This window comes from Pseudomonas juntendi, from assembly GCF_021560075.1.
GTDB lineage: Bacteria > Pseudomonadota > Gammaproteobacteria > Pseudomonadales > Pseudomonadaceae > Aquipseudomonas > Aquipseudomonas juntendi.
In genome coordinates this window covers 2,385,163-2,397,534 of the sequence record NZ_CP091088.1, presented here as the reverse complement: position 1 = coordinate 2,397,534, position 12,372 = coordinate 2,385,163, and the positions used below count along the sequence as shown (strand labels likewise).

Genomic DNA, 12,372 nt, shown 5'->3' with positions numbered 1-12,372 from the left:
CCGGAGCGCGAAGCAATCGCGCCTTGGTTCACGAGCGGGGGTGGCACCGCTCGTCGCTTCCTCGGCGCATTGGAACCAACGCGCAGGTACCAGCCTCCTCGAACCGGTATGAGCATTCTCAACTGCAGGAGCTTTTACCATGCGCGACTACCCTACCCCGCCGTTCCCGTCTCAACCGCAGAGCGTTCCTGGTACGCAGCGCAAGATGGAGCCATACCCGGATTGCGGCGAGCAGTCCTATACCGGCCATGGCCGGCTTGCAGGCAAGATCGCCCTGATTACAGGGGCCGACAGTGGCATCGGCCGGGCGGTGGCCATCGCTTATGCCCGGGAAGGTGCAGATGTTGCCATCAGCTACCTCGACGAGCATGAGGATGCGCAGGAAACCGCACGCTGGGTCGAGGCGGCAGGCCGCCAATGCCTGATGCTGCCTGGTGACCTGGCGCACAAGCAACACTGCCAGGCCATCGTGGCCAAGACCGTCGAGCGGTTTGGCCGCATCGATGTCCTGGTGAACAATGCCGCGTTCCAGATGGCCCACGAAACCCTGGAGGAAATTGACGATGATGAATGGGTGAAAACCTTCGATATCAACATCACCGCCATTTTCCGCATTTGCAAGGCGGCGTTGCCTTCCATGCCCAAGGGCAGCTCGATCATCAATACCAGTTCGGTGAACTCCGACGACCCCTCCCCCAGCTTGCTGCCGTATGCGGCGACCAAAGGTGCCATCGCCAACTTCACGGCCGGCCTGGCGCAGTTGCTGGGCAAAAAGGGCATTCGCGTGAACAGCGTAGCCCCGGGGCCCATCTGGACCCCGTTGATTCCGGCGACCATGCCCGACGAGGCGGTCCGGAACTTCGGCTCCGGCTACCCCATGGGGCGCCCTGGGCAACCCGTCGAGGTTGCGCCGATCTACGTGCTGCTGGCATCTGACGAAGCCAGCTACATCAGCGGGTCGCGCTATGCCGTGACAGGTGGTAAACCGATTCTTTGACGGCAGAGCCGCCCTGCCAACCCCGGCATTATCGTTCGGGCTGCGCGCCTAGCATGGCATGTACCCTGGCCACCAGTTCGTCTACGGCGAAAGGCTTGGTCAGTAAAGCCGATGGGTCGCGCAGAAGCTCGTGCTCGAACAAGGCCGGGTTGGTGAAACCCGTCATGAAGATAACGGGCAGCGCCTTGCGAATCTGGCGGCTGGACGACGCCATCTGAAGACCGTCAATGCCGCCAGGCAGCCCGACATCCGTTACCAGCAAATCGATGCGTGTGTCGGAAGACAGCAGCTGCAAGCCAGCCTGGCTATCCGCCGCCTCGATGACCGTACACCCCAAACCGCCGAGCACATCACTGACGAACAGGCGCACGGAGGGTTCATCGTCAACGACCAGTACAGTACGGTCAGACCACCGGCCACACAGGCCATGCTCGAGTGCTGCGCGGCCCGCCAACTGCGGCTGGCCCCTCTCTGCCGGCAGGGACAATTCAACCCGCGTCCCTACCCCCTCCTCAGAACTGATCCTTACCTGGCCACCCGACTGCTTGGCAAAACCGTAGACCATCGACAAGCCCAGCCCAGTGCCTTCGCCTATCGACTTGGTGGTGAAGAACGGCTCGCACGCCTTGGCGAGCGTATCTGCACACATGCCCATACCGTTGTCGGTGACGCTGATGGTCAGGTACTCGCCTGGCTGCAGTTCGGCATCCAGCCCAGGGCCTGCCTCCAAGGTATGGTTGGCCGTAGCGATCGTGATCGTGCCAGGCTTCTGCGCCAGGGCATCGCGGGCATTGATGCAAAGGTTCAACAGGGAGTTTTCGACCTGTACCGGGTCAACCAGGCACGCGGCCAACTGCGCGTTCAGATTGACCTTGAGGGCAATCGACGGTCCGACCGTGCGGCTGATAAGGTCCTTCAAACCCTCGACCAGCTCATTGACATCGGTGCGCACGGGCAGCAACGGCTGCCGACGGGAAAACGCCAGTAACCGGTGGGTTAACGCTGCGGCCTTCTGGGCTGCCCGGTGCGCGACTTCGAGGTAGCGCTCAACGTCTGCAGTGCGCCCAGCCTTGCCGCGCATCCGGGCAAGGTCAAGGCTGCCAATGATGCCTGCCAGCAGGTTGTTGAAATCGTGGGCGATGCCACCAGTGAGCTGACCGATGGCCTCCATTTTTTGCGCCTGGCGCAGTGCCTCCTGCGCCGCCTCACGCTCGGCAACCGCTTCGCTGACCCGCTTTTCCAGCGTGCGGTTCAGCTCCAGCAGTTCAGCTTCCGCCTGCTTGCGCCCGGAAACGTCAATCGATGAGCCGATCAGGCCGATGATCTGCCCGGCTTCATCGACCAGCGGGGCCTTGACTGACAACCAGGTGGTTGCCGAGCCATCGGGCATGTCGACCCGCTCTTCAACCTGCACGGTCTTGCCGCTGCCCATCACCAGCCGATCCGTTTCCATCACCTGGCGCGCCTGGTCCTTGTCTTCCAGGAACTCCAGGTCGGTCTTGCCCAGGTAGAATTCGGGCGGTTTGCCAATCAGCTGCGTCGCGCCGTGGTTGGCAATCAGCATCCTGCCGTCGAGATCCTTGGCGTAGACCACGCCCGGCACGGCGGCCGTAAACGTGCGCAACAGCGCCGAGACCCGATCGCGTTCCGCTTCGGCGGCCCTGCGCGCTTCGATGTCCATGAGCACACCCGGGAACCGCACGGCTCGCCCGCTATGGTCCAGCTCGGCATGGCCGTTGGCTTCGATCCAGTGGTAGACACCGTCCTCGTTACGCACGCGGTATTCACAGCGAAACGCTCCGCCGTTGGCCACTGCCCGCTGGATATCCTGATGCACCCGCGCACGGTCATCGGGGTAAATCGCCGAAAACGCTTCAGCCAAGGGGATGCCGGCCTGACACTGCTGCGCAGGAATGCCGAACGAACGGGAGAAACGCTCGTCTGCAGTGACCCGATCGTTGGGAATATCCCAGACCCAGGTACCGACGATAGCGGCTGCCTCCAGCACAAGTCGCAATTTTTCCGAGGAATCATCTGCAATAGAGAGTAATTCAGAACGGGTATTCAATGCCGACGGTGCGGCAACCCCCTCTTTATTCATGATCCACCTCTGTGGGAGCCTCATAATCCTGGCAATGTCGGCAGCCGCTGCTCACCGACATGTGACGCTGGTATAGGTCACGGACCAAGCTGTAGACGAAGGTGTACAGAGCCTATGACCCTAGCGCAAGTGTTGGACCACAAGCAGGTGCAAACAATTCAATAACTTGGAAGGGCTCAGTCGTGCAGCCGCTGGCCGCGGCTCAGGTAACGCCGGTAGGCCCATCCAGCACCTGCCTGACCCGGCGGGCCAGGTCATGGGGCTGGCAAGGCTTGGATATCACCTCGAACTCCGAGCCGCCGATGTCGGTGCGCTCGATCGAATTTTCAGCATAGCCAGTCGTGAGCAACACCTTGATCTGCGGTTGCAGCCTGCGCACCTCCCGGGCAAGCATGACGCCGTTCATGCCGCCTGGCATGATCAGGTCGGTGAACAACAGGTCGTAGCGCTCGCCAGCCTGGATAAGCTTCAACGCTTCCCGCGCATTGAGCACCATGTCGGCAGCGTAGCCGTAGTCCTCGAGCACCATTTTTGCCAGCTCTGCCACATCCGGGCGGTCTTCCACGATGAGGATACGCTCTGAGCCCCCACCGCGTTCGGCGGTCTTCACGGCGGGCTGCTGGACGACCTTGGCGTCGTCGACGGGGAAGTACAGGCGCAGGGTCGTGCCTTCCCCCTCTTCGGTGTAGATGCGCGCAGCACCCCCGGATTGCCTGGCGAAGCCGTAGACCATCGACAGGCCCAGCCCCGAGCCCTTGCCCTCTTCCTTGGTGGTGAAAAACGGGTCCATGACGCGGTCACGGATGCTGGCCGGCATGCCTATACCATTGTCGGTCACGGACAGGCTGACATAGTTGCCGGGCAAAAGGCCGTCGAAGGAATGGTTGATGTCGGTGACCAGCACATTGCGGGTTTCAATGAACACGTGCGGGCGCTTGCGCCCTATCAGCGCGTCGCGCGCGTTCATGAAGATATTGAGCAGTGCCACTTCGGCCTGCGTGGGGTCGATGCGGCAATTGCGCAGGTCGGCCTCGAAGTCGAACTCCACCAGAACATCGGCGCCGAAGGTCCGCTCCATCATGGGCCGCAGGTCATCGACCAGGTGGTTGAGGTTGAGCACGCGCCCATGCAGTTTCTGCTTGCGGGCGAAGGCCAGCAACTGCTTGGTCAGGGTGCTGGCGCGCTCCACCGCCGTCTGCGCGTGCCCCACACTGCGGCGGATGCGATTGAGGTCGACCTGAGTCTTGTCAGCCTCATTGGCGATCAGCCCCAGGTACCCACCCATCACCTGCAACAGGTTGTTGAAATCGTGGGCGATACCGCCTGTGAGCTGGCCCAGCGCCTCCATTTTCTGGGCCTGGCGCAAGGCGTCCTCGGCATCGCGACGGCGGCTGACGTCCAGCTGCGAGGCAAAGTGATAGATCAGGTCGCCGCGCTCATTGAAGATCGGCGAGATGAACAGCGCGTTCCAGAAGCTGGAGCCATCCTTGCGGTAATTGAGAATTTCCGTGGCGATATCCACACGCTGTTCGATGCTATCGCGCAAGGTTGCGACCACCTCGGTATCGGTTTCCGGGCCCTGCAGGAACCGGCAATTGCGCCCGAGGATCTCTGCCAGCTCATAGCCGGTCATGTCGAGGAACGCCCGGTTGGCGAAAATGATGGGGTTATCGTCACGGTTGGGATCGGTGACGATCATGGGCATCCGCGTGGTTTCCACGGCCGCGAAGAACATGTCGTGGGGCAGCTCGGAAATATCCCCTGAAGCCTGGTTACTGACGCGGGCCTTTTTACTGCTCACGGAAAACTCCTCGATCATTACCGATGCAGGTCCAATCTGGACAACGACAGCGGGCAGATTGCTCAATGCAGACAGCAGCGCTGCCAGGCCTGCGCTGCCGGCGCATGTGGCCCACCGAATTTGCCAATAAATTGCCGTTTCTGAACGTTGCCGACTTGCCGAGTTCCCCGGCATGGACCATCTTGAAAGCAGCCACCGCAGGAGTCGTATCCATGAGAGCACTGACTTACCACGGGCCACAGGACGTTCGCGTCGACAATGTTCCGGATCCCATCCTCGAGCACGACGACGACGTCATCTTGCGAGTCACCGCCACAGCCATTTGCGGTTCTGACTTGCACCTGTACCACGGCAGGATCCCGGAGACCAAACCTGGCGACATTTTCGGCCACGAATTCATGGGCATCGTCGAAGAAACCGGGCGCGGGGTTACCCACTTGCAGGTCGGTGACCGCGTGGTGATCCCGTTCGTGATCGCCTGTGGTAGCTGCTTCTTCTGCCAGCTCGACCAGTTCGCCGCCTGCGAAACCACCAACCGAGGCCGCGGCGCCATCGTCAACAAGAAAAGCATCCCACCCGGCGCCGCCCTGTTCGGTTACAGCCACCTCTACGGTGGCGTGCCCGGCGGCCAGGCCGAGTATGTGCGCGTGCCGAAGGCCAATGTCGGCCCGTTCAAGGTGCCGACAGCGCTGCCCGACGACAAGGTGTTGTTCCTCTCCGATATCCTGCCCACCGCCTGGCAAGCAGTTACCAACGCCCAGGTGGGCCAGGGTTCGACGCTGGCGATCTACGGTGCCGGCCCGGTCGGGCTGCTGAGTGCCGCCTGTGCGCGGATGCTGGGCGCCCAGACCATCTTCATGGTAGATGCCAACCAGCACCGCCTGGCCTTCGCCCACGACACCTATGGCGTAGTGCCGATCAATATCGAGGACGACGACGACCCGGCCGACAGCATCATCCGCCTCACCCCGGGTATGCGTGGGGTAGATGCCGTGATTGACGCGGTAGGTTTCGAAGCCAAAGGCAGTACCGCCGAAGCGGTGTTGACCGCACTGAAGATCGAGGGCAGTAACGGCAAGGCACTGCGCCAGAGCATTGCCGCCGTACGCCGCGGGGGCATCGTCAGTGTGCCGGGGGTATACGCCGGGTACGTACACGGGTTCATGTTCGGCGATGCCTTCGACAAAGGCCTGACCTTCAAGATGGGCCAGACCCATGTGCAGAAGTTCCTGCCCGAACTGCTCGCCTGTATCGAGAACGGGCGCCTGCAACCCGAACTCATCGTGACCCATCGCATGGCCCTGGAGGAGGCGGCCTTCGCCTACAAGATGTTCGATCAGAAGAGCCACGACTGCCGCAAGGTCATACTGGTTCCAGGTGCTGCGCCAAGTAACCTGGCCGCGAGCGTTGGCACAGGGTTACCACGCCATCGTTGAGGCGAGGTCTGCTACCGGCGGCGTTGCTCAGGCCAGCTGGATGAACACCGCATAGGCACCCAGGATCAGCCAGAACACCAGGAATATCCACGGTGTACGCAGCGAGAACAGCAGCGACTTGCGGTGCCCGGCCTGTGATGTTTCCGCCTCACTGAACAGAGGCGACTCGTCATAGGCCAGGCCCATCAACGGCTCGCTGCGCAGCAAATGGCTCTGTTTGAGTTGCCAGTGCTCGATGATGCGATAGGCCGCGCGGATACCGGGCCAGGCATTGAGCGAGCTGAGTATGCCAAGCAAGGCCAGAAACGGCGGGACCATCAGGGTGAACATTTCGCCCCAGCTCTGGTTGAGGTTACCCATCGATGACACGAACGCGATGACCAGAAATGACTGTGCGGCCAGGTAGGCGTCGGTGCGGTTGGCAAGAATACTGGTCTCATACTGGATTTCACCGCGATAGAAATCCAGCCGCTCCTTGGGTGAGCCGAACATATGGGCGTTGTGTGCGCTGACCTCATGCTCCGGCGTGGTGGGGGTTATGATGCGCGGCACAGGTCGGCTCCTGATGGGTGAGATCTGATGAACCCTGGCGGTTGCAAGCACGCCCAGCCTCAGGCGCCGTGCTCACCCTTCTCGCGCGCTTCCTTCTGGGCGGTGGAGTCATGCGAAGTGCCCCCGGAGCCATCCGGGCGCTGGGCATCGTTGTCGCGCTCCTGTTCGCCGGTGGTTTCGGCCTGCTCGGTGGCTTTGTCCTTCTCTGACGCTGTCATGGTGCTTATCCTCTGCTGTGTGGTGTTAATGAGGGCCGGTAACATGAATCTGTAGCCCCCGACGAAGTTCAGCGGGTCTTGCCAAAGCAGGATCAACGGCAGGCGGCGTGCGGGCGGTCTCAGCTTTTGCCCGGCCCGCCATTCGAGAACTTCTTCACATCAATGGGCTGGGCAACGAACTCCGGGCCATCCCCCGAGGCGCGCCAGCGCACATTCCCGATGCCATAGCGCTCAGCCATGGGGCGGCTGACCTTCTTGATCGTGTGCTGGCCAAAGCGGGGAATAATTCCTACGCCTGCATCACAGCTCGCCCAGTGCCAGGCCTCGGCGTTGTCCATACGCCCCAGGCGGATGATGAAGGTGCGAAATTCACCGTGAAGCTCATACTCGATCACATACAACTGCTGCCCTGCCATTGGACTCTCCTCCATCGATTCAGACTAATGGAGTGAACCGACGCTAGAAAATTCAGAAATTTTTGACCACTTGGTCATTCCCCTGCTCAGTACGCCGGTTCGCTGATCAACCGCATTGAACCTTGCCGCTTGGCGCTGGCTCAACACTTCACGACCGTGACCTTTTTCCCGCCTATGAGGGGTACCACATGAACGCAATCGAACTGTTGATCCAGGACCACCAGTTGGTGAAGAAACTGCTCGAAGAACTGTCCTCGACTACCGAGCGCGCGGTAAAGAAGCGTGCCGAGCTGCTTGCACGGATCAAGCAGGAACTCGACATCCACACGGCCCTGGAAGAAGAGATCCTGTACCCGGCGATCAAGCAGGCCGGCGGCAAGGAAGAGGCCAAGATCTATTACGAGGCCAAAGAGGAACACCGCACTGTCGACTCGCTGGTCATCCCGGACTTGCTGCACACCGAAACCGGCACTGTGGAGTTCGCCGGCAGGGTCAAAGTGATGAAGGAGCTGCTCGAACACCATATTGAGGAGGAAGAAAGCGAGCTGTTCCCCACTGCCCGCAAGCTGTTGGGCAAGCAGGAGCTGGAGGAAATGGGGCGGGCCATGGAGGCGCAGAAGAAATTGCTCAAGGAAGAGCAGCGAGCGGCATGACCTTGGCCTGCGCGCCCTCCCCGGGCGCGCAGCCACCGGCTTTATTCAGTAGGCGATTCAGTGTTGATCATAGGTGCCGCCTCTGCCAGCGCAAAGGCCCGGCGCTGCTCACGCCGACGGGCGAACGCACGCGCAGGCAACGGCTCCAGGCGTTGTGGCTGGCCAGTCAGCAAGGCGCGCTCGATTGCCGCCACTACCCGCACGTCGCGCCAGCCTTCGTCACCGTCAGGTTCCGGCATTTCGTTGCGCAGAATGCAGTCGGAGAAATAAGCGGTCTCCCCGGCAAACTGGTCGACAATCGGGTTGACGTGCACACGCGTTTCGCCACCGATCGTGGCACGGTAACTGATAGCGACCCCTTCCCCGTAGCCGAAGCAAGGCGAAGCTTCGATCTCGCCTTCTGTACCCAACAGCTGGAAGCGTTCGGTGTCTGGCAACGTGTAGCTGACGGTGAACTGCGCCAGCCGCTCTTCGGGAAAGCGCAGGCTCACAGTGACCGTGTCCCAGGTTTGCAGGGTGCTGCCCGGCGAGTGGACCCCCACTGCGCTGACCTCGATCGGTTCGGCATTGAACAACTGGCGGACCATGTTCAGCGGATAAGGGCCCATGTCGGGCACCGGCCCGGCAGCAAAACCGTTCTGTGCCCGGTGGTTGCCAGGTTTGACCCGTTGGGTGAAGGTCGAGGTAAACAACCGCGGGTCGCCGAAATGGCCAGCATGCACACGCTCGATCATGTCCAGCGTGCCAGGCTCGCAGTGCAAGCGGTAGGCAATCATCAGCTTTGCCCCCGAGCGGTTCGCCGCCTCGATCATCGCTTTGCAATCCGCCTCGCTGGTGCCCATCGGCTTTTCCAGCAGCACGTGGATACCGGCCTCCAGTGCGGGGATCACAAACTCGCGATGGCGGAAATTAGGTGTAGCAACATACACCGCGTCCACCTCACCGGCGCTTAACAGCGTCGCATACTCCTCGTAGGCATAGGCTTTGAGCCCATATTGGGCGGCCAGGTGAGATGCCTTCTGCGCATCGCCGGTGACCAGTGCGGTGATTACCGAGTTGTCGGTCTGGCCGATGCCGGGCATGAACGCGCCTTGGGAAATCGAACCACCGGCCACTACGCCATAGCGAATCTTGCCTGCTGCGGTAGGCATTGAGCTGTTCCTTTTCATCGGGATGGTTGAGCGCTTGAGCCATCAATTCGGGCGAGCCGATGGGTGGAGAAAATCCAGATATCGGCCTGCCCCAGGGCTGGATACGTGGTCCTGATCAGAACCGTGACGTGCGTTTGATCATTCGCGCAGCTTTCCATCGACCTGCGCCAACTGCCGCTTGATGGCCTCGGTTTCTGCTTCCTGCTCTTTGATGGACGTGGGCGTAATCACCTTGTCTACCGCTTCGGTCTTGGGGTCGGGTTTCTCAAGCACAGGGCCAGGCACCTGCTCGCCACGTTGTGCCTCTTCCGAGGAAACGGCGCGTGGAACCTTGTCGCCGGTCTTGCCATCGGTGTGTTTCATGAGTTTCTCCTCAGCTACGTCAGGTGTATTCAGAAGAGCATGCAGGCTGGCAAAAGTTTGATTTGCCTTCCCTCAAGGCCCAGTGCCGGCGTTGCCGAGTGGTCAGTTCGTGTTCCCATGGGCAGATTGAATGGAACGGTCAACGCGGCCACACCGCCTAACGCCGTACCCACTCACCCTCAGGAGAACCACCATGATCGACCCTTCTCATCCCGACCCCTATGTTGACGAGATACCCCACAACCCCGGCGAGCCGGTACCCGAACCCGAGCCACCGGTGCAAGCGCCCGATTGGCCGGAAGGCCAGGTTCCGCCTGAGGAGCAGTCCGACGGTTGAACCCAGCCATGCACCTTCCGTCGCGCGCTACGCACGGAGGGTGCGCCGACCAGGACCAATTAGAGGTGATCAACCTTGCTGGAGACTCACCATGAAGACTTTCAAGCCCCACGCGCTGTTTTTGGCACTATGCCTTGGAGCCAGTGCGCCGCTGGCCCTGGCCGCCACCGACATGAATGACCAGCGTGCCCCTGCTACCCACACGGATGACAGCGGCCACATGAACGGCAACGGCGGCGCTACCGGGTCCGGCACACCAAGCGATGGCATGGGTACCGGCGCCGGCGGTACCGACAGCAATGACACGGATAAAACAGGTGGAGATGGCACCACCCAGGGCTCGGGTAGTGGCGGGACAGGGAACGGCACCGGAACGGGTCAGGGTGGCGGATCTGGAACAGGTGGCAGCGGCGGGAATGGCGCCGGTGGTTGAGCCAGCCAGCCGTAGCGCGGTATGTGCCCACTCGGGTGGCCCGCGCGCACTCACTTGAAACTTTACCGCCCGCTGCCCAGTCCAGACCCCTATCGATCACGCCTAGGGGGAACATGATGAGCAGCACAGTGGGTGACTTTCTGGTGGAGCGTCTGTACCAATGGGGTGTGCGGCGTATTTTTGGCTACCCTGGCGACGGTATCAACGGGGTGTTCGGTGCCTTGCGGCGGGCTGAGGGCAAGATCCAGTTCGTGCAGGCACGCCATGAGGAAATGGCCGCATTCATGGCCAGTGCACACGCCAAGTTCACCGGTGAACTTGGCGTGTGCATCGCAACTTCCGGCCCAGGCGCTTCGCACCTGCTGACGGGCTTGTATGATGCGCGCATGGATCACCAGCCGGTTCTGGCGATTGTAGGCCAGCAGGCGCGCGCCGCGCTCGGCGGGCACTATCAGCAGGAGCTGGACCTGGTGTCGATGTTCAAGGACGTTGCCGGGGCCTTCGTGCAGCAGGCGTCAACCCCAGCGCAAGTGCGGCACCTGCTTGACCGCGCGGTACGCACTGCCGTCGGCGAGCGCCGGGTTACCGCTGTCATTCTCCCCAACGACTTGCAGGACCTGCCTTATGAGGACCCACCGCGGGCCCACGGCACCGTGCACTCCGGCGTTGGCTACAGCAAGCCCAAGGTGGTCCCGTTCGCAGCCGACCTGCAGCGCGCCGCCGAGGTGCTGAACGCGGGGCGCAAGGTGGCGATACTGGTGGGTGCAGGCGCGCTGCAGGCCAGCGAACAGGTGGTGGCGGTGGCTGAAGCACTGGGTGCTGGCGTGGCCAAGGCGCTGTTGGGCAAGGCGGTATTGCCCGACGATCTGCCGTGGGTGACCGGGGCGATAGGCCTGCTAGGCACCGAGCCCAGTGCGCACCTGATGAACGAATGCGACACTTTGCTGATGATCGGTTCCGGCTTCCCCTACGCCGAATTCATGCCCAAGGAAGGCCAGGCCCGTGGCGTGCAGATCGACCTGCAGCCAGACATGCTCAGCTTGCGCTACCCGATGGAAGTCAACTTGGTGGGGGATGCCAGCGAAACACTGCAGGCCCTGCTGCCGCTACTGGAGCACAAGACCGATCGGCGCTGGCGGGCCAAGGTCGAAGGCTGGCGCGGCAAGTGGGACAAGACCTTGGCCAAGCGGGCCATGGCCAAGGCAGACCCCATCAACCCGCAGCGGCTCGTGCACGAACTCTCCCCGCGCCTGCCCGACCATGCCATTGTCACCAGCGACTCGGGTTCCTGCGCCAACTGGTATGCCCGCGACCTCATGGTGCGCCAAGGCATGCAGTGTTCGTTGTCAGGGGGCCTGGCGAGCATGGGCGCGGCGGTACCTTATGCCATCGCCGCCAAGTTCGCCCACCCGCAGCGTGGCGTGATCGCGCTGGTAGGTGACGGCGCGATGCAGATGAGCAACCTGGCCGAGCTGATTACCGTTGCCAAGTACTGGCAGCAATGGGACAACCCCCAGTGGATCTGCGCGGTGTTCAACAACGAAGACCTCAACCAGGTCACCTGGGAACAACGGGTCATGGAAGGCGACCCGAAGTTCGAGGCTTCACAGTCAATTCCTGATGTGCCTTATCACCTGTTCGCCATCTCCATCGGCCTGCAGGGTATCTACGTGGAGCGAGAGGAGGATATCGCCGACGCGTGGGAGCGGGCGCTGGCGGCTGACCGGCCTGTGCTGATCGAGTTCAAGACCGACCCGAATGTGCCTCCCCTGCCCCCACACATCAAGTTGGAGCAGGCCAAGAACTTCGCCAGCAGCCTGCTCAAGGGTGACCCTGACCAGGCCGGGGTCATCGTGCAGGCGGCCAAACAGGTGCTCAGCTCGGTGCTGCCGGGCAAGAAATAACGCACCACGT

At 61.8% G+C, this 12,372-nt stretch carries 13 protein-coding genes; 6 read left to right on the top strand and 7 right to left on the bottom strand.

The window, feature by feature from the left end:
- Positions 1-139 precede the first annotated feature (139 nt).
- Entirely contained in the window at positions 140-997 is an 858-nt protein-coding gene (locus tag L1P09_RS11070; RefSeq protein ID WP_054903853.1) for an SDR family oxidoreductase, read from the top strand.
- Between the two features lie 28 nt (positions 998-1,025).
- Here the strand turns inward: L1P09_RS11070 and L1P09_RS11065 are convergent, their stop codons facing one another.
- Together L1P09_RS11065 and L1P09_RS11060 are read right to left on the bottom strand one after the other, a co-directional pair.
- Entirely contained in the window at positions 1,026-3,098 is a 2,073-nt protein-coding gene (locus L1P09_RS11065) for a hybrid sensor histidine kinase/response regulator (protein ID WP_235768817.1), read from the bottom strand.
- A gap of 202 nt (positions 3,099-3,300) precedes the next feature.
- A complete protein-coding gene (locus L1P09_RS11060) occupies positions 3,301-4,899 on the bottom strand; it encodes a hybrid sensor histidine kinase/response regulator (RefSeq protein WP_054903870.1) in 1,599 nt (532 codons plus the stop codon).
- 212 nt (positions 4,900-5,111) lie between these two features.
- Between L1P09_RS11060 and L1P09_RS11055 the strand changes: the two genes are divergently transcribed.
- A complete protein-coding gene (locus tag L1P09_RS11055; protein ID WP_054903851.1) occupies positions 5,112-6,335 on the top strand; it encodes a zinc-dependent alcohol dehydrogenase in 1,224 nt (407 codons plus the stop codon).
- Between the two features lie 27 nt (positions 6,336-6,362).
- On the opposite strand, the gene L1P09_RS11050 is transcribed toward L1P09_RS11055, so the two are convergent.
- The 3 genes from L1P09_RS11050 to L1P09_RS11040 form a co-directional block, all read right to left on the bottom strand.
- Entirely contained in the window at positions 6,363-6,887 is a 525-nt protein-coding gene (locus tag L1P09_RS11050) for a hypothetical protein (RefSeq protein WP_054903850.1), read from the bottom strand.
- A gap of 59 nt (positions 6,888-6,946) precedes the next feature.
- Positions 6,947-7,105: a hypothetical protein gene (locus L1P09_RS11045; protein WP_009685520.1), complete on the bottom strand. Its 159-nt coding sequence runs from the start codon at positions 7,103-7,105 to the stop codon at positions 6,947-6,949.
- Between the two features lie 119 nt (positions 7,106-7,224).
- Positions 7,225-7,521 (bottom strand): DUF6555 family protein, encoded by a 297-nt coding sequence (locus L1P09_RS11040; protein ID WP_009685521.1) that lies wholly within the window; start codon positions 7,519-7,521, stop codon positions 7,225-7,227.
- Positions 7,522-7,709: 188 nt separating this feature from the next.
- Between L1P09_RS11040 and L1P09_RS11035 the strand changes: the two genes are divergently transcribed.
- Complete coding sequence (locus tag L1P09_RS11035) at positions 7,710-8,174, top strand: hemerythrin domain-containing protein (RefSeq protein WP_235768816.1); 465 nt, start codon at positions 7,710-7,712, stop codon at positions 8,172-8,174.
- Between the two features lie 41 nt (positions 8,175-8,215).
- Here the strand turns inward: L1P09_RS11035 and L1P09_RS11030 are convergent, their stop codons facing one another.
- Both L1P09_RS11030 and L1P09_RS11025 read right to left on the bottom strand, forming a co-directional pair.
- A complete protein-coding gene (locus L1P09_RS11030) occupies positions 8,216-9,325 on the bottom strand; it encodes a Gfo/Idh/MocA family protein (protein ID WP_054903848.1) in 1,110 nt (369 codons plus the stop codon).
- Between the two features lie 138 nt (positions 9,326-9,463).
- Positions 9,464-9,688: a hypothetical protein gene (locus L1P09_RS11025; RefSeq protein ID WP_054903847.1), complete on the bottom strand. Its 225-nt coding sequence runs from the start codon at positions 9,686-9,688 to the stop codon at positions 9,464-9,466.
- Between the two features lie 193 nt (positions 9,689-9,881).
- Here L1P09_RS11025 and L1P09_RS11020 point away from each other — a divergent pair, with 193 nt between their 5' ends.
- From L1P09_RS11020 to L1P09_RS11010, 3 genes are all read left to right on the top strand, one after another.
- Positions 9,882-10,025: a hypothetical protein gene (locus L1P09_RS11020; RefSeq protein WP_154211175.1), complete on the top strand. Its 144-nt coding sequence runs from the start codon at positions 9,882-9,884 to the stop codon at positions 10,023-10,025.
- A 91-nt stretch (positions 10,026-10,116) separates the two neighbouring features.
- Positions 10,117-10,458 (top strand): hypothetical protein, encoded by a 342-nt coding sequence (locus tag L1P09_RS11015; RefSeq protein WP_054903846.1) that lies wholly within the window; start codon positions 10,117-10,119, stop codon positions 10,456-10,458.
- A 116-nt stretch (positions 10,459-10,574) separates the two neighbouring features.
- Positions 10,575-12,362, top strand: a complete 1,788-nt coding sequence (locus L1P09_RS11010; protein ID WP_235768956.1) for a thiamine pyrophosphate-requiring protein — start codon at positions 10,575-10,577, stop codon at positions 12,360-12,362.
- The last annotated feature ends 10 nt before the right edge of the window (positions 12,363-12,372 follow it).